This window comes from Halomicrobium sp. HArcht3-1, from assembly GCF_058933345.1.
The window spans coordinates 100,641-126,852 of record NZ_JBZYDM010000009.1 but is presented as its reverse complement, the minus strand read 5'-3'; the positions used below and the strand labels follow the sequence as shown (position 1 = coordinate 126,852).

Genomic DNA, 26,212 nt, shown 5'->3' with positions numbered 1-26,212 from the left:
CGGACTGGCCCCCTAAAAGGATTCGGAACGAGAGCCGAGTGCGGGGCTGTGGCACGGCTACCCCGTAGACACGACGCGCTGTCACCGGGAACCGTCGGTCTGCTCGCGGACGACAGCGAAGGCCGCCCGGTCGCGCTCGCCACCGCAGCGCTCGACCACGTCCGCGAAGTAGTCGATCCGGTCGAGTAGCGTGTCGGTGTCGTACGTCGGAACGTCGAGGCGCGAGGCCGCGACGGTCGCTTCGACGACGGCGTAGTACGCCCGGTTCGTCGTCGGAACGGTCTCGCGTTCGACGGCCGATTCGACCGGCCGGAGCGCCCACTCGACCCACTGGGTCCCGCCGTCCGTGCCACTCGCGCGCTCGTCGACTTCGACTCGCGCCCACGCGTCGGCACTCGCGAGCACTGGCTGGTCTTCCTCTCGGATGGTCATGGCCGCCTCAGCGAAGTCGAGGGGATCGCTCGTGAACTGGACGTATCCCTCGCCGCGTTCGGTGAAGTTACGCCACGTCCGGGTGCGCCCCCACGTGCGCGCGGTGACTGGTTCGGTCTCGCCGTCGGGGGCGTGCAGGCCGAGCGCCGCGACGTTCCAGCGGTCGTTCGGGCCGAGCGTCGTCACGACCGATTCGGTGACGCCACGCAGGTCGACCGGCCAGTCGACGGTCTCGGTCACAGATCCAGCCCCCGTTCCAGCGCGACAAAGAGCGCGCCGGCCGTCAGGTCGGCGGTCGTCCCGGGATTGATGTCGCGGGCGACGAGGTCGTCGGCGAGTGCCGCGGCGCTCTCCTCGCCCGACACCACTGCCTGCGCTCGTCGGGTGACTTCCTCGGCGGTCGCACGGTCCTGTCGCGTGACGACGAACGTATCGGGCTGTTCGGCAAGTAGTTCGAGAAACACTGTCGAGGCACGATCCGCGACCGGGCCGGACAGGTCGTCGAGCCGGTCGGCCGCGCCGAAGACGCGGTCGAAGCCACCGACCCACTCGGCGGCCACGTCGTCGATGTCGGCGCTCTGTTCCATGATCGATTCGAGCGTCAGCCCACGTTCACGAAGCGTCGGCACGGCGTCGCTCCCGTGGCGCACGTCCAGCGGTTCCATCCCGTCGGGCGGGTCGTCGACGGCCACGTCGACGTGTTCGAAGGCACGGTAGAACCCCGCGGCGTCCTCGACGGTCGTCGACGCGACGGTCTCGCGAGCACGCTCGGGGGTGAGGGCACCGCTCGCGGCGGTCGCGACCAGCGGCATCAGGACGAGGACGGCACCGAACTGGGTGTTGCCGCCGCGCTGATCGGCCATCCCCTCGATGGCGTGCTCGAACGCGTCGCCCAGAGGCTCGCCCGCCGCAGCACGCTCGAAGCCGGGTCGAGCGCCGACGGCACCGGCGAGGAAGTGCTCGAAGCGCAGGTCGTCGTACTCGTGATGGCGGTCGACGTTGCCCGGTTTTGGCGTGCCAGCGACTTCCAGCAACAGCGCGAGTTCGGCGTTCTGCGCGGTGTCTCTCACTGTGCAGCCCCCTGAAACCACTCGTAGGTCGCCTTTCGTACCGCCGCGAGTACGTCGGGATCGTCACTCGCCCGGCCGACGCTGACCGCGTCGGCACCGTACGCCAGATACTCGCGGACGCTCGCGGCGTCGCGGACGCCGTTGTTGGCGATCACGAACAGTCCCGACGCGTCGGCGACCGACTCGACGACGGCTTCTGCGTCCATCGCGTCGACGTGGATGGCGGCCGCACCGGCACGTTCTAGCTTCGGGGCCAGCGAGACCAGATCGACGCCGTCGACCTCCGCTCGGACTTTCACACTGACGGTCGCACCGGTCGCCGTCGCCGCCTCGACCTGCCGACAGAGCCTGTCGGGATCGCGAAGGAGCGCCTCGCCCACGCCGGCCTCACACATCTCGGCCTGTCGGCAGTGGGCGTTGATCTCAAGAATCGCGTCGTGATCCCGGCAGATGTCGGCAGCGTCTTCGAGCGGTGCCAGTGCGGCGCTGCGGACGTTGACGGCGGCCCGCATCGGCAGGTCATCCATCGCCCGGAGTTGCTGATAGACGAAGTTGTGCGGGTCCGGCGGGAGGTACTCCTCGCGGTCGCGTGTGACCATCTGGCGGGCCGCTCGCCGGGTCGCGTCGTCGATGGCGATGCCGCCCAGGAAGGCACAGCCGGCGAAGGGCGCGCCGCCTTCGGCCCAGTCAGCGTCCGACCGGCCACTGAGACTCGCCAGCGCGACCGGCGGATCGAACAGCGTCATCGTGGCCCTCCCGACGAGATGGTCGGGATCATCCGACCACCGCCAGTGCGTCTGCAACCGCGTTCGCGACGCGCTCGGCGTCGGCGTCGTCGTCCATCCGCGTGTCCGTTCGGACGACCGGGCGGTCCAGTTCGGTCGGATCGTCGTCGTCGAGGACGAAGGCGTCGGCGAATGGGTAGGCGGCCGCGACGCCGGCCGTGCTGGCCTCGAACCCCGTGGCGTCCATGAGGTCGTCGGCCGGTCCCGAGAACACTCGGTCGCCGACGAACGGCGAGACGGCCACGACCGGCGTCTCGTCCAGCGCGGCCTCGAAGCCCGGAACTGCCCGCATCGGCCCGATGCTCGTGATCGGGTTCGACGGGCCGATCACGACCGGATCGTCGAGCGCGTCCTCGACGGCCGGCGTGGTCTCGGCGTGCTCGCCGCCGCGGAACTCGACGCGGTCGACCGGTGGCTCGCCGCCGCGAGCGACCCACCACTCCTGAAAGTGCTGGACGCCATCGGGCGTGTGGATCAGCGTCGCGACCGGATCGTCGCTCATCGGCACGAGGTCGCAGTCGAGGTCGAACGCCGCTGCGAGCGTCCGCGTGACCTCGGTCAGGGACTTCCCTTCGTCGAGCAGACTCGTCCGGGTCACGTGGACGGCCCGGTCACGGTCGCCGATGTGCATGAACTCCGCGACGCCGGAGAACCGCCGCCAGCGTGCGATCTCGCGGCCCCGAGTCTGGGCCTTGGCGGGGAGGTATCGCGGTCCCTCGCGCAAGTCGGCCGCGTCTGCGAGGCGCAGGAGTTCGTCGTGGGTCTCGGCGGTGTCGTCGTCGATCCCCCACCACAGGTCTCGGTCGAGGACGCCACCGGCAAGAAAGAGGACGGTGTCGATGTCGGGACAGACGAGATGGCCGCCCAGCATCACGTCGTCGCCGGTGTTGCCCACGACTGTCGTCTCTTCAGCGGGGAACACCGCGTCGGCTCCGGCGAGCAGTTTCGGGGTCCCGGTCCCACCGGAGAGGAACGTCACCATATCCTCAGTAGGGGGAACCGGCGTGATAAATGGTGCTGTCGATCCACCAGACGGAAGTCCCTCAGTCGGGCGATGAGACGGTGACCCACACGGCATCTGATTGTCATCGTTGAGAACTGCGGGGATTGTTTCAAGACCCCAGAGTGTCTGAGGGAAGATAATGCCGACATCTCGAAACGAAGACCGGGTCGACGCCCACCGGTTTGCCCCCGCTGCCCCCGACGAGAGATACGTCTACGGCGCTTGCTGTCCCGGTTGGCATTCGACTGCGCCGCGTGACGACGCAGTCGAGGAGTGGATCGAGTTCATGCAGGACCGTGGTGTCGAGCGCGTGCTCTGTCTGCTCTCCGGGACACAGCTCGAACAGACGGACGCCAACACTGGTCGGTACGCGGCCGCGTTCGGGGCCGAGAACGTCGCCCACGTCCCCATCGCCGACCATCACCTCGCGAGCAGAGCGACGCTGGCCGAGGACGTGCTCCCCTTCATCGAAGACGCCGTCGCCGCCAGAGAGCCGGTCGTCGTTCACTGTCTGGCCGGAATCGGACGGACCGGACAGGCACTGGCGGCGTGGCTGGTCTACGGGCGGGACTACGATGCGCTCGACGCGATCCAGACGGTCAAGCGGATGGGGCGGTCCCCCGGCGACGCCGAGGACGCCGGCAACGCCCGCCGCGGCGAACTGCACGAACTGCTCTCCCGGTTCGAGTAATACGGATTATTGTCGCCGTTTTCCCGGTCGACCGCACGTAGTCGAGCGGTCGATCCGGTAACGATCTACAATAATCCGTATAAGTCGGTCAGTCGCCGTGTCCGCGGCCGGTTTTCTTTCCGTTGCCCTTCTGCGGACGCTCTCCGTTCCCAGTGTCGCCTCCGGGCGGCCCGCCGCCGCTTCGACCACTCGACCCGTACACTTCGCAGTCCTCGCTTCGTTCCACACGACCGCGACAGGGCGTACAGGTGGCGTCCTCGTTCAGCGCGTCGACGATGTCCTCGGGGTCGTCGTAGTAATTCTGGGCACACCGATTCGGATTCAGACAGAGCGTGCAGGTCCCGTCGTCGACAATCTCCTCGCCCACGAGGACGTTCTCTTCGACCATCCCGACGATCACCTCGTCGCCGCTGGCCTCGTAGCAGTACGCGCCCCAGTCCCACGGGAGATTGTTGCGGTTCGAGGACCGGGTGATCGGGCGACACTCGTAGGCCCCATCGGAGCGGACGACGGCGTAATCTCCCTGCGTGTCCGTACAGAGCTGACTACAGCCGAAAAACTGGGTCTGGTGCGCGCTCGCGATACCGGACAGTGCTGTCAGGCTCGCGCCCGCCACCCCGACGGTCTGCAGGAGCTGTCGACGGTTCAACTTCGACGACCGGCCGCGGCCGGTCTGGATCTCTTCGCTCATTCGTCTCGTGGCGGGATTGGTGAGTTACTGGCTTGGTTATGAACAGCATAGTCGGTTCAGTGATGGACTGATTAGATACAGGTTCCAAAGACGTTGCACGGACGACGTAGATATACTGTCGGTACACGTGCCGAACGGGCGAGTAGCTGGCAAACTGGGCTATACCCGGTGGGGACCTACGTTCTGCGATGAGTATCATCGCAGAACTGTCGGTCGAAGCCGAGCAGTTCCTGCTCGGTCGGTTCGTCGCCGACAATCCGAACCTCGTGGTCGAGATCGAGTGTCTCGTGCCCACAGGACGGCGGTTCGTACCTTACCTCTGGGCGTACGGCGACGGACGCGACGAGTTCGCCACCGCGATGGCGGCTAGCGAGTCAGTCGGACCAGTCGACGTTCTCGACGAGTTCGAAGACCGGACACTGTACCGGGTCGAGTGGGACGACCCGGCAGACGCGTTGCTCGACGGTCTCGCCGAAGCCAACGGGACGCTCCTCGAAGCCCACAGCGACGCTGCGTGGACGCTCCGGGTCCGGTTCGAGGACCACCGTGATCTCGTCACGTTCGACGAGTACTGTACGGCCCACGGGATCACGTACCGACTCCAGCGGCTGTCGTCGCTGTCGGCTGTCGTCACCGAGCGCGAGACGACATCGCTGACCCAGCCCCAGTACGAAGCACTGGCACTGGCACTCGAAGAGGGGTACTTCGAAGTCCCACGTCGCGTGACGCTCGCTACACTGGCGGAGACACTCGACATCTCGGTACAGGCGTTGTCGGAACGGCTCCGACGAGGAACGAACACCGCGTTACAGGAGCGCCTCACCGAACGGTCGGGAACCACGCCGACGGCCTGACAGCGCGAGTCGAACGATCGACGGTAAGGCGGCGATAGCCGTCGGTAACGGTGTCGTTACGGAGGGTATAAGCGCCATGACCTGACCGGCACGAAGGCTTTGTCGACTGCAACGGAAGGAGTGGTATGGGTGATCTACCACCGGGCGACGTGCCGAGTGAAGCGACACACCTGGACCGATACTACGAGGCGCTCGCGAGCGCGACCCGCCGTGAGGCGCTACAGTATCTGGGGGGACAGCACCGACCGGTCCCAGTGCTAGTACTCGTCGACGAAATTCTCGCGGCGAACGACGAGACAAGACGAGGCGCATCGACCGTCGAACGACGGCATCAGATGAGCGTGCGTCTGGCACACGTACACCTCCCGAAACTATCGGCGGCGGGACTGATCGAGTGGGATCAAGCGCAGGATCTCGTCTCGCTCACTTCGGAGTTCGACGGGTGGCACAACCGAACGCCGTTCCCGGAACGGAACACCACACGGGACGGGAGCAGGCGGGGGAGGAGCGGGCCGTGACCGGGCACAGGAACGTGCCCGATGAACAGCCAGACCTCGTTCCCAGCCTCGCCGTCGTCGAAGCGGTCGCCGACGCACTGGACGCCGACGTGCGGACGCTCGAACCCGTCCTCGCCGACGTGATCGATCCGAAAGCCCTCGACACGCTGGTGGCGTCGGTCGACGAGACGCGAGTGACCGACGTGCTCGTGCAGTTCACGTACTGTGAGTGCCTGGTGACGGTGCTTTCTGACGGCTCCGTCTCGGTCGAGTAGGCGGACGCTATCGATGGCACGGTCGAGGCCCAGTCTTATGCCGGGACGCGACCAAGCACGAACCGATGACGACGATCAAGGACAGCGTCCACGACCACATCGCCGTCGAGGGTGTGGCCGAGGCGCTGCTCGACACCCCGCTCGTCCAGCGACTCCGTCACATCAAACAGCTCGGGACGGTGACGCTGGTGTACCCGTCGGCGAACCACACGCGCTTCGAGCACTCGCTGGGCGTGTACCACCTCGCCGACGAGGCGCTGACACACCTCGGCATCGAGGGCCAGCAAGCCGAGCGCGTCCGGGCCGCCGCGCTCTTGCACGACGTGGGCCACTCGCCGTACAGCCACAACGTCGAGCAGGTCATCCACCGCGAGACGGGGAAGTACCACGACGACGTCCACGACCTGCTGGACCGTGGCGAGGTCGCACGAGTACTGACCGACCACGGGCTGAACCCCGATGCAGTCGCCGATCTCGTCGCCGGTGACGGTGAACTCGGACAGTTGGTGTCTGGCGAACTCGACGTGGACCGGATGGACTACCTCGTGCGCGACGCCCACCACACTGGCGTCCCCTACGGCACCATCGACCACGAGCGACTCGTCCGGGAACTTCGATTCGTCGACGGCGACCTCGTCCTCGACGAGGGGAACGTCCAGACCGCCGAGTCGCTCCTGCTGGCGCGGGCGCTGATGAACCCCACCGTCTACAAACACCACGTCGCTCGGATCGCCAAGACGATGCTCCGGCGTGCGACCGAACGCCTGCTCGCGGAGACGGAGACGGACCCCGAGCGGCTCCGGCGCTGGAACGACGACGATCTGCTGGTGACGCTGCGCAGGACCGACGAGACGACCGAGTACGCGCGCCGCCTCACCGAACGAGACCTGTACAAACGCGCCGTCTGGGCGGAGATGGCCGCTGTCCCGGCTGAACTGCTGTCGATGGACCACGCGTCCGTTCAGGAGCACGAGCGCGCGATCGCCGACGAGGCGAACGTCGACACCGACGCCGTCCTCCTCGACATCCCCGGCGAGCCGTCGATGACAGAGTCGTCCAGTCGCGTCGTCGTCAACGGCGACAGCCGCGAACTCGGCGCGCAGTCGACGCTGGTCAGTGCCCTCAGGGCGGCCCAGCACGACCAGTGGCGACTCGGCGTCTACGCACCCGAGGCCGTCTCTGACCGCGTCGGCGAGGCCGCGATCCGCGTGCTGGGACTGGAACTGGACGGGGCGCTCGTCCGCGACGTGCGTCCGGGCATCCATGCGACACTCGATGAATTCAACTGAGGCAAGCGAGTGAGGGACCTATGAGCGACCAGACGATCATTTCGGGGACGATCTTCCGGGGCCGTGAGTTCGAACCGATCGAGGGGCGCATCGTCGTCGAAAACGGTGTCATCACGACGATCGAGGAGACCGCTGTCGACACGTCTCGCTGGATCGTCCCGGCGTTCGTCAACGCCCACACGCACATCGGCGACTCCATCGCCAAGGAGGCGGGCGGCGGCCTCACGCTCGAAGAACTCGTCGCACCGCCGGACGGACTGAAACATCGACTGCTCCGACAGGCAAGTCGCGAAGACCTCGTCGCCGGGATGGAGCGGACGATCAGCTTCATGGAACGGGCGGGCACGGCCGCCTTCGTGGAGTTCCGCGAGGGCGGCGTCGAGGGTGTCGACGCCATCGAGACCGCGATGACCGGTTCGCCGGTCGAGAGTGTGGTCCTCGGCCGGGAGACGACCGACGCGATGGAAGCGAGCGACGGGTTCGGAGCCAGCGGAGCAAACGACGGCGATTTCAGCCGCGAGCGCAACGCGACGGCACAAGCGGAGAAGCTCTTTGGCATCCACGCAGGTGAGGTCGACGAAAGCGACATCAACCCCGCGCTGGATCTGGACCCCGATTTCCTCGTCCATATGGTCCACGCCGAGGGCCTCCACCTCGACCGACTCGCCGACAGCGAGGTGCCGGTGGTCGTCTGCCCGCGCTCGAACGTCGTCACGAACGTCGGTCGGCCGCCGATCGACGACCTCGTCGAGCGGACGACGGTTGCACTCGGGACGGACAACGTCATGACCAACAGCCCGTCGATGTTTCGCGAGATGGAGTGGGCGGCGAAGCTCTCGGACGTGCCCGCCACCGAGGTGTTACGGATGGCGACGGTCAACGGCGCGGCGATTGCCGGCCTGAACTGCGGCCTGATCGAGCAGGGGCGGGACGCGGACCTGCTGGTGCTGGATGGTGATTCTGACAACCTCGCAGGAGCGCGCGAGCCAGTCCGGGCCATCGTTCGCCGGGCCGGCGTCGACGACATCGAGCGGGTCTACTACGCGAGTAACGCTTAAGCGCCCACCCAGTGAACTGTTAGCACAGACCAATGTACGACCACCTGCTCCTGCCGACGGACGGGTCTGCTGGCATGGAGCGGGTCATCGAACACGCCGACGAGATCGCGCGCAGAGACGACGCCACGATCGAACTGCTGTACGTGGTCAACACGTCCGGCATGACGACGATCCCGGTCGATGCGTCCGTCGAGGGTATTCGAGGCCTGCTCAACGAAGAGGGAGAACTGGCGATCGAGGCCGCAGAACGCATCTGTTCGCCCGAGACGACCGTCGAGCATACGATGCTAGAGGGGAGTCCCGAACGCGAAATCGTCGGTCACGCCGCCGAGAGCGACTGTGACCTGATCGTCATGGGCACGCACGGCCGCGGCGGGATCGACCGACTCCTGCTTGGCAGCGTCGCCGAACACGTCGTCAGACGGTCGCCGGTCCCCGTCCTGACAGTCCACGTCGACGACGCCGTGCCCGCGTGAGTGCCGGATCTGGCAGCGTCGGGCGGCGGGTCATCACGCCGGTCGCAAGTGGTCACAGTCGCCGGCGGTGATGGTCACTTCTTCGGTCCCCGTATCGACGACGAGCGCTCCGGGGAAGGTCACATCGACGGCCTCGCCCTCGACGATTCCCCCCGGTGTCTCGACGCGCACGGTCTTGCCGAGCGTCGTCGCGTGCTCGACCCACGCGTCGACGATCTGGTCGGGGTCGGCTCGTAGCTCGTCGAACGTCTCCAGCAGCCGCTGGGTGTACACCCGGCGATCGATCGGGCCGACTTCGGCCTGCACGCTCGTCGCGTCGACATCCCCGGGCAGCGCCGCTGGGTCGACGTTGACGTTGCTACCGATGCCGACGACGGTCCAGTCCACGCGGTCGGCCTCGCCCTCGACTTCGGTGAGGATACCGGCCAGCTTTCGTTCCTCCTCGCCGACGACCACGTCGTTTGGCCACTTGATCCGGGCGTCGACGCCGGCCTCGCGTGCGGCACGCGTGACTGCGACGGCCGCGGCGAGCGTGAACGCGGGCGCGTGAGCCAGCGGCACGGCCGGCCGGCAGACCAGCGAGAGCCAGACGCCGCCACTGGGCGAGGACCACGCGCGGTCGAGTCGCCCGCGGCCGCCGGTCTGTTCGTCCGCCAGCACGACCACGTCGGACTCGCCGTCGGTCGCGAGTTCGCGAGCGCGTCGGTTCGTGCTGTCGATGCTGTCGTGGTACTCGATCGAAAACGGTGCGTTGAGACCGTACTCGACGGCACTGGCTCCGAACGAGGGAATCGAGACGAGTTCGTAGCCGTCACCTGCGCTCTCGATCACGAACCCCTCCTCGCGGAGTTGCTCGATGTGCTTCCAGACGGCCGCACGGGAGATGTCCAGCCGATCTGCCATCGCTGGCCCTGTGGTCGGGCCGGCATCGAGCGCGTCGAGAATCCGCTCGCGTGTTGCCTGCATGGACGACCGGTCGACAGCGACGGGCAAAACGTCTCCGCCTCCAGCGGGTCGCTGCACTCGGTGACCGATGTCTCGCGCCCGGACGGATCGTCACAGCAGTCAGAAAAGCGTCGTCGTCGGAACGCTCAGTGAGCGATCCCTTCGAACATCGTCTCCGTGTCCGTTCGGACCGCGTCGTCGCCCTCGACGTGGACTGCCGCACCGACCACGATGTCGCTGCCGTCGACGAACTTCGTCACGTGGATCAGGATCTGACGCTGTGTGCCGTCTCGCTTTGCGGTCGCCGAGAACACGGTGACGTTCCGGTCCTCGCTGCTCGCGTTGACGGTGTAGGTCTCCGTCTGTTCGAGATTCGTGATCTCGCCCTGTCCCTCGAACCCACTCTGTAGCTGCCGGATCAGTTCTTCGTTGGACATATCCGCGACCGGATTCATCCCCTGTCCGGCGACCTCGACTGTGGGCGTCGCGAGGACGGCGAAGGCACCCTGTTGCTCACCCCAGGTGTAGGCTTTGACCTGCGTCGAGACGTTGATCGTCCGCTGCTCGCCGGCGATCTCGACGTCCCGCGAGCGGTTCTGCCACTCGGACCGTTCGAGCGTGAAGTTCGTCCCGGAGACCGTGGCTTCCTCGATGCTCACGTCCTCAGAAACGTAACTGGCACCGTCACCAGTGATAACCGAGCAGCCACTCAGGGCCATCATCGCCACCAGAAGGATGGCAACGAGTGTCGTTCGTCTGATCATGTGTGTACTGTCTGGCTATCAGCCATGAGTCTATCGGTCGTCGAAAATTATTTCCCGACATGATGGTGAGGGAATATTCCGCACACACCACGACGGCACGAAGCCTCGGCTGACGCCGGGACTATCCGACGACGAACAGCAGATCGCCCATGTCGACCGACTCGCCTTCGCCGATCGCGACCTGCGTGACCGTGCCGCCGCGTTCGGCGACGATGTCGTTCTCCATTTTCATCGCTTCGAGCACGCAGAGTACGTCGCCGGACTCGACCTCGTCGCCCTCTGCGACGTTGACTTCGAGGATCGTCCCTTGCATCTCGGCGGTGACTTCGTCGCCTTCGGCGCTCGTACCGCCACTGGCGCCATCGGACGACGAGCCACTGTCGCCGGGCCGCTGCGGTCGATTCCCGCCGTCGTCGGCGTCGATGTCCCCGACGTTGATCGGCGGTGCGCCGCGTTCTTCCAGTTCCACGTCGAAGCGTTTGCCGTTGACCTCGACGGTGAACTCCCGTTCGGTGACCTCCTCGTCGTCCCCGCTCGGTTCGGCCGGCTCGGTGCCCCAGCGTTCCTGTGCCGCGTCGATGCGCTCGGGGCCGACGTCGTCGTCGAGGTACTTCGTGGTGTGTCGCCCCTCCAAGAACGGCTCGTCGGTGAGCATCATGCGATGGAAGGGGATGATCGTCGGGAACCCCTCGATGTGGTAGTCGGCCAGCGCTCGTTTCCCACGAGCGATACACTCCGTGCGGTCGTCGCCGTGCGTGATCAGCTTCGCGATCATCGAATCGTAGTCGGTCACGAGGTCGTCGCCCTGCCGCGGGGCGTCGTCGACCCGGACACCGATCCCGCCGGGTGGATCGTAGAGGTCGAACGAGCCGCCGGTCGCGGGCTGGAAATCGTTGGCGGCGTTCTCGGCGTTGATTCGGAACTCCATGGCGTGGCCGTCGAGTGCCACGTCATCCTGTGCGAAGGTGAGTTCCTCGCCGGCGGCGACCCGGATCTGCCACTTGACGATGTCGATACCCGTCAGTTCCTCCGTGACCGTGTGTTCGACCTGAATGCGGGTGTTGACTTCGAGGAAGAAGAAGTCGGTGTCGGCGTCGAGCAGGCCGTCGTCGTTGCGCTCCTCGTCCTCGACGAGGAATTCGAAGGTACCGGCGTTGTAGTAGTCACCGGCGTCGGCACCTCTGCGGGCGGCCTCGGCGATCTGCTCCCGGAGGTCGTCGGTCAGCGCGGGGCTTGGTCCCTCCTCGATGACCTTCTGCTGGCGGCGCTGGAGCGAGCAGTCACGTTCGCCGAGGTGGCGGACGTTGCCGTGCTTGTCCGCGAGGATCTGGACCTCGACGTGGCGGGCGTTGTCGAGGAACCGTTCGAGATACACCGACGCGTTCGAGAAGTACGCCTCCCCCTCGCGCTGTGCGGTTTCGAGCTGTTCTTCGGCCTCGTCCGCGCTGCGGACGATCTTCTGGCCCATCCCACCACCGCCACCCTCCGCCTTGATGAGGACGGGAAAGCCGTGCTCCTCACCGAACTCGACGACCTGCTGGGCTTCGTCGATGGACTCGGTGGTGCCAGGAACGATGGGCACGTCGGCGTCACGCATCACCGTCCGTGCGTGGGTCTTCTCGCCGAGTCGCTCCATCGCGCCCGAGGACGGCCCGATCCACGTGATGCCGTCGGTCTCCTCGACGCGGGCCGCGAAGTCGGCGTTCTCGGCCATGAATCCGTATCCGGGATGGATGGCGTCGGCGTCGGCCTTCCGAGCCGCCTCGATCACGGTCTCGCCGTCGTTGTATGAGTCTGCCGCCCGCGCTGGGCCGATGTTGTACGCCTCGTCTGCGTAGCGAACGTGGCCCGAGTGCTTATCAGCATCTGAATAGACAGCGACGGTTCCAACCCCCAGTTCCTCGCAGGCCCGCATGACGCGGACCGCGATCTCCCCGCGGTTGGCGACAAGAACCTTATCGAACATATCTCCCAGTACCAACGACCCCATCATAAAACTATGCGGAGTCACACGTTTCAGGCTGCAGTGCGAACGGCGACAGATCGCGGCAGCCGCCGATTACCATGTGAGAAAATTTCAGGCAAACACTTAAGCACGACAGTACGAAAGCAGGAGGTAATGTCCAGTAGCCTTCAGGATCGCCGGGCGAAGGAAATCGAACTCGTTCACCACTACGTCGGTGGAGACGGTGCTGCCGCACTCGAGTCGTTCACAGAGCAGTTCCGCAAAAGCAACAGCTCCATTACATTGAACACGACCCACTACGAGAATATGCGACTCGAAGTCAAAGGGCGCATTCTCGACGAGGACCCGCCGGACCTGTGGACCGGGTGGCCGGGCGAGGTCCAGACCTACTCGGATGTGGGTGTCGTCGCGGACATCTCGAACGTCTGGGAGTCGGCCGGACTGAAGCAACATTTCCTCGACGCGGCGGTCGATGTCTCGAAGATCAACGGCGCGTTCCGAACGGTCCCACTCGCCGTCCACCGATACAACGACCTCTACCTCCACACGGAGGCTATCGAATCGGCCGGTATCGACCCACAGCGAGCCGCTGACCCGGGCGAACTCATCGAGCTATTGCGACGGATCGACGGTGACGGTCCGGCGTTCTTGCTCCCGATGGCTGACCCATTTACGGTGTTGCAGTTGTGGGAGGTGACGTTGCTCGGGTTCGAAGACATCTCGACCTTCGAGGCGATCACGAACGGGAAGGCGGCGGCGAATCGACGCGCGATCAGTCGGGCGCTCGAACACGTCGTCGAATTCGCCGACCTCGCCGACGACGATTCGCTGTACCACGCCATGACCGATGCGAACCAACAGTTCATCGACGGAACTGCCCCGGTCTATGCACAGGGCGACTGGGCGGCCGGCGTCTTCTCGGACACGGACGGCTTTACCTTCGAACGCGACTGGGAACGCATTCCGTTCCCCGGGACCGAAGATCAGTTCGGTGTCGTCATGGACGCGGTGATTCCACACGTCGACGCGGACCCGGACGCGCTCGCTGAGTTCCTGACCTTCGCGGGATCGCCGGAGGCACAGGAGCCGTTCAACAAAAAGAAGGGATCGCTGCCGGCCAGAGTCGACGTATCGATGGACGGGTTCAGCGAGTTCTCCCAGTCCCAGAAACGACAGCTAGACCGCGCTCGCGAACAGCCCCAGTCGATCACGCACGGCCTGAGCGTGACGCCGATGACGCTCGTCGACCTGAAGTCGGCTATCGCGGAGTTCCTCGATCACTGGGACGTCGAAGAGACCACCGACGAGATGATCGCCGTCCTCGACAGGTAGCGAGCGATTACAGCGGGATGTTGCCGTGTTTTCGTTCTGGCTGTTGCTTGCGTTTGCCCTGTAGCGTCTCCAGATCGTCGATGAGCCGTGGCCGGGTGTCCTGCGGTTCGAGCACGTCGTCGACGAAGCCCCGCTCGGCGGCAGTGTAGGGATTCGCGAAGGCGTCGCGGTACTCGTCGATCAGTTCCTGCCGGCGCGCTTCCACGTCCTCGGCGGCGTCGAGTTCGTCGTCGTAGAGGACGTTGACCGCGCCCTGTGGCCCCATGACGGCGATCTCGGCGGTCGGCCACGCGTAGTTCACGTCCGCGCCGATGTGCTTGGAGGCCATCACGTCGTAGGCACCGCCGTAGGCCTTGCGTGTGATGACCGTCAGCAGCGGCACCGTCGCCTCGCTGTAGGCGTAGAGGAGTTTCGCGCCGTGGTTGATGATGGCGTTGCGCTCTTGATCCTTGCCGGGCATGAACCCGGGCACGTCGACGAAGGTGAGGATGGGGATGTTGAACGCGTCACAGAAGCGGACGAACCGCGCCGCTTTGCGCGAGGCGTCGATGTCCAGCGTCCCGGCGTTGACCCGCGGTTGATTCCCGACGACCCCGATCGAGTGGCCGTCGAGTCGGGCAAACCCCATCGTGATATTGCGGGCGAACGACTCGGCGACCTCGAAGTACGACCCCTCGTCGACGACGCCGTCGATGACTCGGACCATGTCGTAGGGCTTCTGTGGGGCGTCGGGCACCACGTCGAGCAGGTCCTCGTTCCGGCGGTCACGGTCGTCCCAGGGGTCGACGCGGGGCGGGTCCTCGACGTTGTTCTGGGGGAGATACGACAGCATGTAACGGATGTCGTCCATCGCCGCCTTCTCGTCGGCCGCGGTGAGGTGGGCGACGCCTGACTCGCCCGCGTGGGTCTTGGCCCCACCGAGTTCGTCGAAGCCGACTTCTTCGCCGGTGACCGTCTCGATCACGTCCGGGCCGGTGATGAACATGTGGCTGGTCCCCTCGACCATGCACACGAAGTCCGTGATCGACGGGGAGTACACCGCGCCACCGGCGCAAGGACCCATGATCGCCGAAATCTGCGGGACGACGCCGCTTGCCTGTTGATTGCGATGGAAGATGTCGGCGTAGCCCGCCAGCGAGTCGATCCCCTCCTGAATGCGCGCGCCAGCGGAGTCGTTCAGCCCGATGATTGGACAGCCGGTCTCGATTGCCTTGTCCATCACCTTACAGACCTTCTGGGCAAAGGCCTCGCCCAGCGAGCCACCGAAGACGGTGAAGTCGTGGGCGAAGACGAACGTCTTCCGGCCGTCGACCTCGCCGTAGCCCGTCACGACGCCGTCGCCCGGAACCCGTTTCTCGTCCATGTCGAAGTTCGTCGACCGGTGTTCCCGCAGGGTGTCGATCTCGACGAAGGTGTCGTCGTCGAGGAAGTAGTCGATCCGCTCGCGTGCGGTGAGCTTTCCCTTCTCGTGCTGGGACTCGATGCGGTCCTCGCCGCCGCCCAGTTCGGCCTCGCGCTTGCGCTCGCGCAGGTCCTCGACGCGGTCCTCGTGGGTCACGCGACACCACCGCCCGCAGCGATGCTGGTCATGGGTAGCATAGACACCGACCGGCAGAAAAACCTTTGCGGGACTACCCCAGTGCGAGCAGGCGCTGGCCGACGAGATCCTCGTCGCGCTGTCGGTCGATCCCGCGGGTCGTGTAGATCGTCCCGCCGGCCAGTGCCAGCCCCTCGATGTGGTGCTCGATCGACCACGACCAGCGCCGTTCGCCCGTCTGCAGATCGAAGGCGGCCAGCGTCGCGTGGCCCGGTCCCTTGAGATCGATGCTCCGGTCGTGGGTGACGGCGACGAGCGTCTCGCCCGCGGCGGCCAGTTCGGTGACCGAGTGATCGAGTGGCGTCGTCCACTCACTGTCCCCCTCGTGTGTGAACGCCCGGAGGACGCGATCACCCAGCGACGTGACGACGAGGTCGTCGGTCACGACCGGCGCGGTCGGCCGCGTTATCGGGTCGGGCGCGTCGCGAGGGTCCTCGCCCACACGACGGCGTGGCGGCGACGCGACGACCCAGCGCTCCTCGCCGCTCGCGCGGTCAAGCGCGCGGAGTTCCCCACCCGGGTCGTCCTCGCGCTCGGCGGTGGCGTAGACTGTCTCCTCGTGGACGGCCGGGCTTCGATAGAAGCGCGGGCCGGTGATCCTCGATTCGCCGGGGACCGACCACACGGTGGCGGCCTCGCGTTCGGCGTGAGCCGGTTCGTCGTCCCCGTCTTCCCAGGGCCACTCCCGAACGGTGGCGGTCAGGTCGACGGCCTCGACGGTGAACGCCGTGGCGACGTAGGCCGTCTCGTCGAGGATCGCCGGGGAGCCGCGCGCGTCGTGCTGGCTGGCCCACGTGACCTGCCCAGTCGCATCGAGCGCCGAGAAGTAGCCGCCATACTGCAGGTAGAGGCGGCCGTTCGCGATGGTGCCGCTCTTCGTGTTCGCGCCCCAGCAGGGGCGACCGTGCCACGACGCCTCCCCGCTGTCGAGGTCGACGCCGAAGGCGCAGTCGACGCCCGTCACGTACGCACGTTCCGGACCGAGCGTCGGCGTCTCGAACCCCCACGGCTTCGACTCCGAGCGCCAGACGCGCTCGCCGTCGGTGGCGCGGAACCCGGCCGTCCGCTGGCCGGCGTTGAGGACGACCCGCGTCCCGCGCACGAACGGCGTGTGACAGGCGTCGAAGTCCGCCGACCACCGGGGCGTCGGCTCCGAGCGGGGCATCGACGCCGCGGCGTTGTGGCGGGTGTTGCGCCGATCGTAGCCGGCAGCAGGCCAGTCGTCGGGGCCGGGCGTGGCGTCGGGGATCGGTTGCGGCGCCGAGTCGTCCGCGACGATAAGGCCCACGGCACCGGCGAGGCCGCCGGCCGCGAGCGTACCGAGGACTGCACGTCTGGAGGGCATCAGGGGGACAGGCGTGTGCTTCGGGCATACGCCTTGTGGACGAATCGTCGGAGTAAAGTTCGCCCCTCGCATCCTCTCGCCCGTGAAAAACGTCGCAGACCGACCGGACAACCCCTTCGGCTTCGAGCCGGACTGTGATCGCTTCGTCGCGGGCTACGGCGACGCCAACGCCCACTTCCACGTCGTCGGCGACCACCCGGGCGTCCACGGTGGTATCGAGTCGGGCATCCCCTTTACCGACAGTGAGGCCGGCGACCGCCTCCAGCGCGCACTCGTCGCCGGCGGTCTGCTCTCGGAAGCGGGGACCCCACCCACTGTCGACCAGACCTACTTCTCGTATCTCCACATGTGCGTCGCCGACGGGACGCCCAGCGAGGATTCCTACGCCGACCTCGAACCGCTCTTCGACTCCGAACTGCGGGCGATCACCGCCCACGTCCTCCTGCCAGTGGGCGAGCGCGCGACGAGACACGTCTTCTCGATCGCGACGGCCGAATCGACCGACGATATCGACATGGACGAGCGCCACGCCACCGAAGTCGTCGGTGCCGGCTGGCTGGTCTACCCGATCAAAGAGCCGACCGAGTGGGCGGGCGACGACGAGCAACGACTCGTGCAGGCGCTCGAAGCACTGCTGGCCTCCGACTACCGGCGTGAGGCCGATCTCGGGCGCTTCCTTCCGAACGACGATCCGTATCTAGTGCGGTAATTGCGCGGAAAATCTAGATCGGCGGGACGATCCCCGGGTCGGGACCGAGGAACAGCGTCTGAATCCCGAGCCCGAGCGTCAGCAGGACACCGAGCAAGACGATCGTACGGACGGTCCAGAGCCATGCGATACTGAATCCCCCGCTGCCGTGCGTTCCTTCCCGAATCTCTGCCAGCGCTTCGTCGCCGATCACCCAGCCGACGAACACCATCACGAACAGGACCGACAGGGGCAAGAATAGCTGATAGGCCAGCGAGTCGAACCAGCCCAGCCACGCCGTCTTCCACGCGGAGGGCAGTCCGAGGACGAACAGCCCGAACCCGCCGACGGCAGCGAGACTGGTCCGTGAGACGTCGTAGTTGTCGGTCGCGTAGGCGACGACGACCTCCAGCAGGCTAATCGCCGAGGAGAGTGCGGCGATCAGGACGACACCGAAGAAGACGACCCCGAGGAGTCGCCCGCCCGGTACTTCGGCGAACCCGCTCGCGACGGCGACGAACAGCGCCGACGGGCCTTCAGTCGCCGGATCGATCCCGTTGGAAAAGAGGATCGGAAAGACGACGAGACCCGCGAGGACGCCGATAAGAGTGTTCGAGACCACGATGACCCCACCGTCGATTGCCAGATCGTCGTCCTCGCCGATGTACGACGAGTAGGTTATCATGATCGCCATCCCCAGCGAGAGCGTGAAAAAGGCCTGCCCGACGGCGAAGGGGATCACGTCGGTCGCGTTGGCCGAAAGCGTCGCCAGATCCGGCGAGAGGAAGTACTCGTAGCCGGCGGTTCCACCGGGGAGTGTGACAGCCCACACTGCGAGTGCGAGCATCATGACGACGATACTGGGGACCATCACTTTCGTCGCCCGCTCGATACCGTCTTCGACGCCCAGTGCGACGATTCCGACCACGATAGCGACGAACACCGCCTGTGCGAGTACGGCCTCGGGGCCAGCCGAGACAGCACCGAAGTATTCCGCCGGGGCATCGAAGTACGCCCCAGTCGCGCTCCCGATGGTGTAGCGGATGATCCACCCGCCGACGACGTTGTAGTACGAGAGGATCCAGAATCCGGTCGCGATACCGAGCGCGCCGACGAGCCGCCACTGTCGATGGCCGAGCTGGTCGAACGCGTCGATAGCGTTCCGGTGTGTCCGGCGGCCGAGGACGAACTCGGCGAGCATCGCCGGGAAACCGATCAAGACGACGGCCACCAGATAGAACACGAGAAATACGGCACCGCCGTTTGTCGCGGTCTTGAACGGGAACTGCCAGATGTTCCCGAGACCGACTGCACTCCCGATTGCGGCGAGCAGAAAGCCCAGCCGCGACGCCCACGTTGCACGATCACTCATCGATAGCCCCCACTTCAGTATTGACCGTCAAAACACCTTCGGGAAAACATCCAAGTTACGGGATAGAAGGCTGGAAACGTAAATATTTCGGCTGTAACGACATGACAGACAGAGCGATGGAGGGGTCGGGAAACACACTTATCAGGATCGCGAGTGATACAGTACCTATGCGAAGTCGTCTGAACAGAATCCTCCGACGGTCGAAATACGCGGCAACTGGTGCGGCGATCGGCGCCGCTGTCGGCGCACTGTGGAGTCGGAACCTCGCGAGCACCGGCGGTGCGGTCGGTGCCCTCGTCGGCGTGACGATCGCCCAGCAGCGAGATTCGATGGACACAGTCGTCGATCAGATCAAAGAGAAGAAATCCGGGAACAAAGCGACGACCGAAATCGAGTAATCCTTCGTTAAACGCCACTAAATGGCCGGTAGCGAGCCTTTTCGGCCATCCGATTTATACCACGACGGAGCGAACTGGGTGTGATGGAACCGCGACAGTTGGCCGACGAAGTACTGGCATCGATCGTCGACGCCGCCGACCGTGTCAGCGAGGACTTCGACCGCTGGGGCGAACGACACGTCCGTGGTCCCGGGCTGTACTTTCTGCTCGTCGAGGGCGAAGTGTCGACCTACACCGATCCGATGGGAGCGAACCGCTGGCCGGTCGAGCGATGTTCGAGCGTCAGCGACGCGTTCGATGCGTTCGTCGAGACGGCAAAGACGGTCGGCACGACCCGCGACGGAGCGGTCATCGTCCGCACCGACGGGACCATCGACGAACAGATGGTCCGACTCCACGACTTGCGGTCGGACGACGGACGGCCCCATCCCCAGGTACACTACGACGACTGGATGGGGACCCGACACATGAGTGCGGTCGAGGCCTCGGTCCGGCCAAGCGTCGTCGCGACCGTCACGCTGAGTGAAGAAGACGGACGCGTCTCCGTCTTCGTCGACGGCGCGTTACGATCCGACGACGAGGGTTCGCTGGAGGGCGGCTAGCAGCACGCCCGTTAGCCCACGAGACGCGCCTCGTGGCGCACTGTACGGTTCCATACGCTCGTGCCCGCTGATGAGACCACTCGTTGATTCGATCATGCCTCACTCGCCATGATCGATTACTCGCTGACGAGACCGCTCTTGGTTCGATCATGCCTCACTCGCCATGATTGAGTTCTCACCGACGAGACGGTTCGTTGCCTCAATCATGCCTCAGTCGCCACGCTCCGCTCGTCACGGATGAAACCGCTCAGTGGGCAGATCATGCCTCACTCGCCATGATTGAGTTCTCGCCGACGAGACGGCTCGCTGCCTCAATCATGCCTCACCATACACCGGCACGGCAGCCCCGCTCGTCACCGACGCGGCGTCCGAACAGAGGAACACGATCATCGTCGCGATGTCGGCCGGGTCGACCCACTGCTCGAAGTCCGCGTCCGGCATCATCTCGCGGTTCATCGGCGTGTCGATGACGCTTGGCATGACGGCGTTGGCGCGGACGACCCCCTCGTTTTCCTCGGCGATGGTCTCGGTCAAGAGCCGAACGCCGGCTTTCGTCGCCCGGTAGATTCCGTCACCGGACCCACCCTCTAGCGAGGAACGAGCAGAGATCGAGACGATCGATCCTTCCGTCTGTTGGAGGTGCGGGAGTGCGTGTTTCGATGCGAGGAACATCGTCTTGAGATTCACGTCGAACAGGAAATCGAACGTGTCCACGTCGGTCTCGTGGATCGGGTCACCGCCGCGCCAGGTGCCGGCGACGTTACAGAGGTGATCGAGGCGACCGTGGTCGTCGACGATGCGATCGATCGTCTCTGCGACTGCGGTCTCGTCGGTAAAGTCGCCCTCGTAGAAGTCAATTCGGCCCGTCTCGGACAGCAAGAAGTCCTCGCTGTCGGGTGTGACGATGTCCGCCCCACAGACCGTCGCACCGGCCTCGTCGAACGCCCGTGCGATAGCGCCGCCCAGTGCGCCGCCGACGCCCGTGACCAGTACCACGCGACCGTCGAAGTCGAAACTCACCGACATACGTGAGCAATCGTCACGGACGAAGATAAATGTGTGTCAGAGGAAACGTTCGATGGCGGGTCGACGGCTCGCTACGGGATCAATGGCTTTCCGTTCGGGCCACGAGAGTCGCCCATGGACTGTCTGGCACATCGGGGGTTCGCTGGCGTCGCGCCGGAGAACACCGTCGAGGCACTGGCCGGTGCGGCCGAGACGGCTTCGATGGTCGAGTTCGACGTGCGACGCTGTGGGACGGGCGAACTGGTCGTCATCCACGACGAGACCGTCGATCGGGTCACCGACGGGAGCGGTCGCGTCGCGGACTGCTCGCTGTCGACACTCGCCGCGCTGGACGTGCTCGGTACTGGGCGAGGCGTTCCGACCATCGACGCGGTGCTGACCGCTGTGCCCGAGACGACCGGCGTGAACGTAGAACTCAAAGAACGCGGTCTCGCTGGTGATCTGGTCGACGTGCTCGCCGACCACGATCACGAGACGCTCGTCTCGTCGTTCGACGACGGGGCGCTCCGTGAGGTCGCCAGCGTCGCCGACTTCCCGCTGGCGACCCTATTCGCCGAGGACCCGACCGCCGGACTCGACAGCGCGCGCGAAGTCGGTGCGGTCGCGGTCCACCCGCACTGGACGCTCGTCGACGAGGCGTTCGTCGACAGGGCACACGCGTCGGACGTGGCGGTCAACTGCTGGACGATCCGGGACGAGTCGGCCGCGGAACGAGCACGGGCGGCGAACGTCGACGGGATCATCACCGACGACCCCCGGTTGTGCCGGCCCTGATCGAACGTGAACGGCGACGGTTCGGACAGGAGATCGACGACGGACATCGCTGTCGGACGCGCACGTTCGCATCGACACCGGCCGGTAGCGTCGAAACTGACCGCGCCAGCACCCGTTCTGTTTATCAGCCGTGAAAACTGCGCGCGAACCTATTACAAACAGCAGCCCAGAGGATTAATCGATGAGTTCTGAGAGATCATCTCTTCTACCCGACTTCGTCGGGGACAGCTACGCACTCCGTCTGGGGCTTGCACTGTCGCTCGCGGTGGTGGTCGTCATCGCCGTCGGTGCGATCGTCAGCGTGCAAGCGTCGGCAGAGCTGGAGTCTGACGTCGAGTCGGATCTGCAGTCGATTTCGGCGACACAGGCCGACCAGATAGACGCGTGGCTCTCTTCGACACGCCAGAGCGCACGACTCACGTCGGCGTTGCCGGTGTTCGCGTCGGGATCGACGGACGACGCACAGGCGAGACTCGACGAATTGGCGGCCAACGATCGGCTCCCGGCCGACGTGGTCGCGGTCCACTACGTCGATCGGACGACGATGACGATCGAGGCCAGTTCCAACGAGCGGTTCGTCGGCGTCAACGCCAGCGAACAAGGCGCACCCTTCGCGACGGATCCGCCGTCGTTCGACGGGGTCGACGACACGCACGTGACGCGTCCGTTCGAGGTCCCGATCGCCGATCACCCGATCATCGCCGTCCTCTCGCCGGTCGAAGGGGACTCCGATCACGTCCTCGTGTTGATGACCGACCTCGAAGCGAGAACGGAATCGATCTCGAATCGCCAGAACGGGTCGTACACTGCCGTCGTCAACAGCGATGGCAATTTCGTCGCTCACCCCAACGTGAGCAAGATCAACAGCGACCACGGCGGCGGCATGACGATGCCCCCGTCCGGTGAGAGCGGGTTCATGGCGATGGGTGAGACGTTGATGGGGATGACGACGCTGGAGACGGCGGACTGGACCGTGATGGTCCACGCCGACCGCGACGAGGCCTACGCACTGAGTTCCCAGATCAACTCCGACCTGCTCGGTCTCGTGCTGTTCGCCGTCATCAACCTCGGTCTCGTCGGCGTGACGATCGGGAGCGGCACCATCGTCTCGCTCCGGCGACTGTCGAACAGAGCACGGGAGATGGGGTCGGGGAATCTGGCCGTCGATCTGACGACCGCTCGCGGCGACGAGATCGGGTCGCTCTATCAGTCCCTCGACAATATGCGGTCGAACCTGCAGGAGAAGATCAGCGACGCAGAACAGGCCCGCAGAGATGCAGAGGAAGCCAGAAGCGAGGCCGAACAGGCCCGTGAACAGGCCGAAGAGGAGCAGGCCGAGATGGAGGCACTGACCGGCCACCTCGAACTGAAAGCCACCGAGTACAGCGAGACGCTGTCGGCCGCCGCGGACGGCGATCTGACGGTTCGAGCCGACACGGAGAGTATGAACGACGCGATGAGCGAGGTCGGCGAGGAGATCAACGTCACGCTGGCGGACCTGTCGACGACGATCGCCGAGATGAAATCGTTCGCTCAGAGCGTCCTGCAGGCCAGCGACGAGGTCGGAACCAACGCCGCGCGGGTCGATCAGGCCAGCCAGCAGGTCAGCGAATCGATTCAGGAGATCTTCGCTGGTACGAACGAGCAGAGCGAGCGCCTCCAAGACGCCGCCGACGAGATGGAGAACCTCTCTGCGGCCTCCGAGCAGATGGCTGCCTCCGCCCAGCAGGTCGCAGACACCTCACAGTCGGCCGCCGATGTCGGCGAAGACGGACGGCAGGCCGCACAGGAGGCCATCGAGGAGATGAACGCGATCGACGCCGAGACCGAGGAGACGGTCCGCGAGATCAACGCCCTGGACGACGATCTGGACGAGATCGGGGAGATCGTCTCCGTCATCACACAGATCGTCGAGCAGACCAACATGCTGGCGCTGAACGCTTCGATCGAGGCGGCCCACGCCGACGCGGAGGGCGCGGGCTTTGCCGTCGTCGCCGACGAGATCAAGGGCCTCGCAGAAGAGACCAAAGAGGCCGCGGGCGACATCGAAGAACGGATCGAACGCATTCAGGCACAGGCCGGCGACACGGTCGAGACGATGGAGGCCACCAGCCAGCGGATCACCGACGGCGTCGAGACGGTCGAGGAGGCCGTCAACGCCTTAGAGACGATCGTCGAGTACACCGAGGAGGTCGACGCGGGCATTCAGGAGATCGACCGCGCGACCGAGGAACAGGCCCAGACGGCCACCGAACTCCTGCAGATGATCGACGAACTGACCGAGATCAGTCAGGAGACGGCGACCGAGGCCGACACCGTCGCCGGTGCGGCCGACGATCAGGCCCACTCGATCGGACAGGTGGCCGACTCCGCGAGCGACCTCCGCCAGCGGGCGGACGAACTGGAGCGCGCACTCGACCGGTTCTCGGTCGATCAGACGGCCGACACGGGAGCGCACTCGGCTGCGGCGACTGACGACGACTAATCTATGAGTACGATCACTAACTGGTACACGCTCGGCACGCTCGGCATGATCGTCGGGACGGCGATCCTCGCCTACGGATTCACGCTGATCCCGGCAGACAAACGCAAACGGTACGCGGTCCTCGTCTCGATCCCGGGCATCGCGATCTTCGCGTACGCGCTCATGGCCCTGGGGATCGGGGGTATCGACATTGGCGGACGGACAGTCTGGGTGCCCCGCTACGTCGACTGGCTGCTGACGACGCCCCTGAACGTCCTGTTCCTTGCGCTGTTCGCCGGTGCCGACCGGCGGACGACCGGCGCGCTCGTCGGTCTCCAAGCGCTGACGATCGTCTTCGGGATGGCCGGTGCGGCCGTCGGCGGCCTGCTCGGCTGGGTGCTGTTCGCACTCGGCGCGCTCGTGTTCGTCGGTGTGGGCTACCTGCTGTACGGACCCATCGCCGCCGCGGCGAGAGAGACCCACTCCGAAGTCGGCATCGGCCTGTTCGAGACGCTACGGAATTTCGTTATCATCCTCTGGGCCGTCTACCCCGTCATTTGGATCCTCGGTCAGACCGGGCTGGGCCTGATGGATATGGAGACGACTGCACTGGTCATCGCGTACCTCGACGTGGTGACGAAAGTCGGGTTCGGCCTGCTGGCGCTCCACGGCGAGATCACCATCGATGACCTCGCCGGACGCGACGACGCCCGCACCGTCGAACAGGACCTACGGCCGTCCGACTGATCGGCTTCTGTCACGGTTTTTCAGCAGACGCAGCACTGAGACTGGAGAAAACGACGAGAACGGTGGGCGCCGTTAGTGGATGCCCATCGCTTCGATCTGTTCTTGATACCGGTTCCGAATGGTGACTTCCGTCACCTGTGCCACGTCGGCGACCTCTCGCTGGGTCTTCTTCTCGTTACAGAGCAGGGAGGCCGCGTAGATCGCTGCGGCGGCATAGCCCGTGGGCGACTTGCCCGAGAGCAGGCCCTGCTCTGCGGTGACGTCGATGATCTCGTTGGCCTTCGACTGGACCTCCTCGCTGAGTTCGAGTTCGCTCGCGAAGCGCGGGACGTACTGCTTTGGGTCGACCGGCTCCATCTTCAGCTTGAGTTCCTGAGCGACGTAGCGGTACGTGCGCCCGATCTCCTTTTGCTCGACGCGGGAGACGTCGGAGACCTCTTCGAGACTGCGTGGAATGCCTTCCTGCCGGCAGGCGGCGTACAGACAGGAGGTCGCGACCCCTTCGATCGATCGCCCGCGGATGAGGTCCTCGTCCAGTGCCCGCCGATAGATGACCGAGGCGACCTCTCGCACCGAGCGAGGAACGCCCAGTGCAGAAGCCATACGGTCGATCTCGGAGAGCGCGAACTGCAGATTTCGCTCGCCCGCGTCCTTCGTTCGGATGCGTTCCTGCCACTTCCGTAGCCGGTGCATCTGTGATCGCTTCTTCGAGGAGATCGACCGTCCGTAGGCGTCTTTGTCCTTCCAGTCGATAGTCGTCGTCAGGCCCTTGTCGTGCATCGTCTGGGTCGTCGGGGCGCCGACGCGGGACTTGCTCTGTCGTTCTGAGTGGTTGAACGCACGCCACTCCGGGCCACGGTCGATATTTTCATCTTCGATGACAAGTCCGCAGTCTTCGCAGATGAGTTCGCCGCTCCCGTCTGTCGATATTGCCGTCGAGTCACACTCAGGACAGGTCTGCTCGGATTCTTCCGTTTCCTGCTCCTGCGTCCCGTCGTGCTCGCGCTGGCGCGTGGGGCGCTCCATGTGTCCTTTTATGGAGAAACAATTCAGACATATAAATGTTTGCCT

At 65.4% G+C, this 26,212-nt stretch carries 27 protein-coding genes; 14 read left to right on the top strand and 13 right to left on the bottom strand.

Annotation, left to right across the window (positions count from 1 at the left end):
• Positions 1 to 81: 81 nt before the first annotated feature.
• The 4 genes from AC5FRW_RS15380 to cofD are packed head-to-tail and all read right to left on the bottom strand — an operon-like array spanning position 82 to position 3,269.
• A complete protein-coding gene (locus tag AC5FRW_RS15380) occupies positions 82 to 672 on the bottom strand; it encodes a DUF447 domain-containing protein (protein ID WP_493569347.1) in 591 nt (196 codons plus the stop codon).
• Complete coding sequence (locus AC5FRW_RS15375) at positions 669 to 1,502, bottom strand: triphosphoribosyl-dephospho-CoA synthase (RefSeq protein ID WP_493569346.1); 834 nt, start codon at positions 1,500 to 1,502, stop codon at positions 669 to 671. The genes AC5FRW_RS15380 and AC5FRW_RS15375 overlap by 4 nt, the downstream gene beginning before the upstream one ends.
• Positions 1,499 to 2,242 (bottom strand): tRNA-dihydrouridine synthase, encoded by a 744-nt coding sequence (locus tag AC5FRW_RS15370; protein ID WP_493569385.1) that lies wholly within the window; start codon positions 2,240 to 2,242, stop codon positions 1,499 to 1,501. Before AC5FRW_RS15370 ends, AC5FRW_RS15375 begins: the two co-directional genes overlap by 4 nt.
• A gap of 34 nt (positions 2,243 to 2,276) precedes the next feature.
• Positions 2,277 to 3,269 (bottom strand): 2-phospho-L-lactate transferase, encoded by a 993-nt coding sequence (gene cofD, locus AC5FRW_RS15365; protein WP_493569345.1) that lies wholly within the window; start codon positions 3,267 to 3,269, stop codon positions 2,277 to 2,279.
• A 160-nt stretch (positions 3,270 to 3,429) separates the two neighbouring features.
• Between cofD and AC5FRW_RS15360 the strand changes: the two genes are divergently transcribed.
• Complete coding sequence (locus AC5FRW_RS15360) at positions 3,430 to 3,981, top strand: protein-tyrosine phosphatase family protein (protein WP_493569344.1); 552 nt, start codon at positions 3,430 to 3,432, stop codon at positions 3,979 to 3,981.
• Positions 3,982 to 4,069: 88 nt separating this feature from the next.
• Here the strand turns inward: AC5FRW_RS15360 and AC5FRW_RS15355 are convergent, their stop codons facing one another.
• Positions 4,070 to 4,672, bottom strand: coding sequence for a twin-arginine translocation signal domain-containing protein (locus AC5FRW_RS15355; protein WP_493569343.1), 603 nt, complete (start codon positions 4,670 to 4,672; stop codon positions 4,070 to 4,072).
• Between the two features lie 188 nt (positions 4,673 to 4,860).
• Between AC5FRW_RS15355 and AC5FRW_RS15350 the strand changes: the two genes are divergently transcribed.
• The 6 genes from AC5FRW_RS15350 to AC5FRW_RS15325 all read left to right on the top strand — a co-directional run bounded on the left by AC5FRW_RS15350 (position 4,861) and on the right by AC5FRW_RS15325 (position 9,121).
• Positions 4,861 to 5,526 (top strand): helix-turn-helix domain-containing protein, encoded by a 666-nt coding sequence (locus AC5FRW_RS15350; protein ID WP_493569342.1) that lies wholly within the window; start codon positions 4,861 to 4,863, stop codon positions 5,524 to 5,526.
• A 125-nt stretch (positions 5,527 to 5,651) separates the two neighbouring features.
• Positions 5,652 to 6,044: a DUF7344 domain-containing protein gene (locus AC5FRW_RS15345; protein WP_493569341.1), complete on the top strand. Its 393-nt coding sequence runs from the start codon at positions 5,652 to 5,654 to the stop codon at positions 6,042 to 6,044.
• On the top strand, positions 6,041 to 6,298 hold the full coding sequence (locus AC5FRW_RS15340; protein ID WP_493569340.1) for a HalOD1 output domain-containing protein: 258 nt from the start codon (positions 6,041 to 6,043) through the stop codon (positions 6,296 to 6,298). The genes AC5FRW_RS15345 and AC5FRW_RS15340 overlap by 4 nt, the downstream gene beginning before the upstream one ends.
• A gap of 65 nt (positions 6,299 to 6,363) precedes the next feature.
• Positions 6,364 to 7,587 (top strand): HD domain-containing protein, encoded by a 1,224-nt coding sequence (locus AC5FRW_RS15335; protein ID WP_493569339.1) that lies wholly within the window; start codon positions 6,364 to 6,366, stop codon positions 7,585 to 7,587.
• A gap of 20 nt (positions 7,588 to 7,607) precedes the next feature.
• Complete coding sequence (locus AC5FRW_RS15330; protein ID WP_493569338.1) at positions 7,608 to 8,645, top strand: amidohydrolase family protein; 1,038 nt, start codon at positions 7,608 to 7,610, stop codon at positions 8,643 to 8,645.
• Between the two features lie 32 nt (positions 8,646 to 8,677).
• Positions 8,678 to 9,121, top strand: coding sequence for a universal stress protein (locus AC5FRW_RS15325; RefSeq protein WP_493569337.1), 444 nt, complete (start codon positions 8,678 to 8,680; stop codon positions 9,119 to 9,121).
• Positions 9,122 to 9,154: 33 nt separating this feature from the next.
• On the opposite strand, the gene AC5FRW_RS15320 is transcribed toward AC5FRW_RS15325, so the two are convergent.
• The 3 genes from AC5FRW_RS15320 to AC5FRW_RS15310 all read right to left on the bottom strand — a co-directional run bounded on the left by AC5FRW_RS15320 (position 9,155) and on the right by AC5FRW_RS15310 (position 12,796).
• Positions 9,155 to 10,087, bottom strand: a complete 933-nt coding sequence (locus tag AC5FRW_RS15320; RefSeq protein WP_493569336.1) for a biotin--[acetyl-CoA-carboxylase] ligase — start codon at positions 10,085 to 10,087, stop codon at positions 9,155 to 9,157.
• Between the two features lie 125 nt (positions 10,088 to 10,212).
• A complete protein-coding gene (locus tag AC5FRW_RS15315) occupies positions 10,213 to 10,830 on the bottom strand; it encodes a DUF6517 family protein (protein ID WP_493569335.1) in 618 nt (205 codons plus the stop codon).
• A gap of 121 nt (positions 10,831 to 10,951) precedes the next feature.
• Positions 10,952 to 12,796 (bottom strand): acetyl-CoA carboxylase biotin carboxylase subunit, encoded by a 1,845-nt coding sequence (locus AC5FRW_RS15310; protein ID WP_493569334.1) that lies wholly within the window; start codon positions 12,794 to 12,796, stop codon positions 10,952 to 10,954.
• Positions 12,797 to 12,949: 153 nt separating this feature from the next.
• On the opposite strand from AC5FRW_RS15310, the gene AC5FRW_RS15305 reads away from it, so the two are divergent.
• Positions 12,950 to 14,128: an ABC transporter substrate-binding protein gene (locus AC5FRW_RS15305; RefSeq protein WP_493569333.1), complete on the top strand. Its 1,179-nt coding sequence runs from the start codon at positions 12,950 to 12,952 to the stop codon at positions 14,126 to 14,128.
• Positions 14,129 to 14,135: 7 nt separating this feature from the next.
• On the opposite strand, the gene AC5FRW_RS15300 is transcribed toward AC5FRW_RS15305, so the two are convergent.
• Positions 14,136 to 15,686 (bottom strand): acyl-CoA carboxylase subunit beta, encoded by a 1,551-nt coding sequence (locus AC5FRW_RS15300; protein WP_493569332.1) that lies wholly within the window; start codon positions 15,684 to 15,686, stop codon positions 14,136 to 14,138.
• A 73-nt stretch (positions 15,687 to 15,759) separates the two neighbouring features.
• On the bottom strand, positions 15,760 to 17,070 hold the full coding sequence (locus tag AC5FRW_RS15295) for an outer membrane protein assembly factor BamB family protein (RefSeq protein ID WP_493569331.1): 1,311 nt from the start codon (positions 17,068 to 17,070) through the stop codon (positions 15,760 to 15,762).
• Between the two features lie 82 nt (positions 17,071 to 17,152).
• On the opposite strand from AC5FRW_RS15295, the gene AC5FRW_RS15290 reads away from it, so the two are divergent.
• Positions 17,153 to 17,779 (top strand): uracil-DNA glycosylase family protein, encoded by a 627-nt coding sequence (locus AC5FRW_RS15290; RefSeq protein ID WP_493569330.1) that lies wholly within the window; start codon positions 17,153 to 17,155, stop codon positions 17,777 to 17,779.
• A 13-nt stretch (positions 17,780 to 17,792) separates the two neighbouring features.
• On the opposite strand, the gene AC5FRW_RS15285 is transcribed toward AC5FRW_RS15290, so the two are convergent.
• The gene (locus AC5FRW_RS15285) at positions 17,793 to 19,130 is read right to left on the bottom strand and encodes a sodium-dependent transporter (RefSeq protein ID WP_493569329.1); all 1,338 of its coding nucleotides are present in this window, start codon (positions 19,128 to 19,130) and stop codon (positions 17,793 to 17,795) included.
• Positions 19,131 to 19,297: 167 nt separating this feature from the next.
• On the opposite strand from AC5FRW_RS15285, the gene AC5FRW_RS15280 reads away from it, so the two are divergent.
• Both AC5FRW_RS15280 and AC5FRW_RS15275 read left to right on the top strand, forming a co-directional pair.
• Positions 19,298 to 19,528 (top strand): hypothetical protein, encoded by a 231-nt coding sequence (locus AC5FRW_RS15280; RefSeq protein WP_493569328.1) that lies wholly within the window; start codon positions 19,298 to 19,300, stop codon positions 19,526 to 19,528.
• Positions 19,529 to 19,611: 83 nt separating this feature from the next.
• Positions 19,612 to 20,130 carry a diadenylate cyclase gene (locus tag AC5FRW_RS15275; RefSeq protein WP_493569327.1) on the top strand — a complete coding sequence of 173 codons (519 nt, stop codon included), beginning with the start codon at positions 19,612 to 19,614 and terminating at the stop codon, positions 20,128 to 20,130.
• Positions 20,131 to 20,445: 315 nt separating this feature from the next.
• Here the strand turns inward: AC5FRW_RS15275 and AC5FRW_RS15270 are convergent, their stop codons facing one another.
• Complete coding sequence (locus AC5FRW_RS15270; protein WP_493569326.1) at positions 20,446 to 21,156, bottom strand: SDR family oxidoreductase; 711 nt, start codon at positions 21,154 to 21,156, stop codon at positions 20,446 to 20,448.
• Between the two features lie 33 nt (positions 21,157 to 21,189).
• On the opposite strand from AC5FRW_RS15270, the gene AC5FRW_RS15265 reads away from it, so the two are divergent.
• The 3 genes from AC5FRW_RS15265 to AC5FRW_RS15255 all read left to right on the top strand — a co-directional run bounded on the left by AC5FRW_RS15265 (position 21,190) and on the right by AC5FRW_RS15255 (position 25,141).
• Positions 21,190 to 21,930, top strand: coding sequence for a glycerophosphodiester phosphodiesterase (locus AC5FRW_RS15265; RefSeq protein WP_493569325.1), 741 nt, complete (start codon positions 21,190 to 21,192; stop codon positions 21,928 to 21,930).
• A 181-nt stretch (positions 21,931 to 22,111) separates the two neighbouring features.
• A complete protein-coding gene (locus AC5FRW_RS15260) occupies positions 22,112 to 24,415 on the top strand; it encodes a methyl-accepting chemotaxis protein (protein ID WP_493569324.1) in 2,304 nt (767 codons plus the stop codon).
• Between the two features lie 3 nt (positions 24,416 to 24,418).
• Positions 24,419 to 25,141 (top strand): bacteriorhodopsin, encoded by a 723-nt coding sequence (locus tag AC5FRW_RS15255; RefSeq protein ID WP_493569323.1) that lies wholly within the window; start codon positions 24,419 to 24,421, stop codon positions 25,139 to 25,141.
• Between the two features lie 72 nt (positions 25,142 to 25,213).
• On the opposite strand, the gene AC5FRW_RS15250 is transcribed toward AC5FRW_RS15255, so the two are convergent.
• Complete coding sequence (locus tag AC5FRW_RS15250) at positions 25,214 to 26,167, bottom strand: transcription initiation factor IIB (protein ID WP_015763627.1); 954 nt, start codon at positions 26,165 to 26,167, stop codon at positions 25,214 to 25,216.
• Positions 26,168 to 26,212 lie beyond the last annotated feature (45 nt).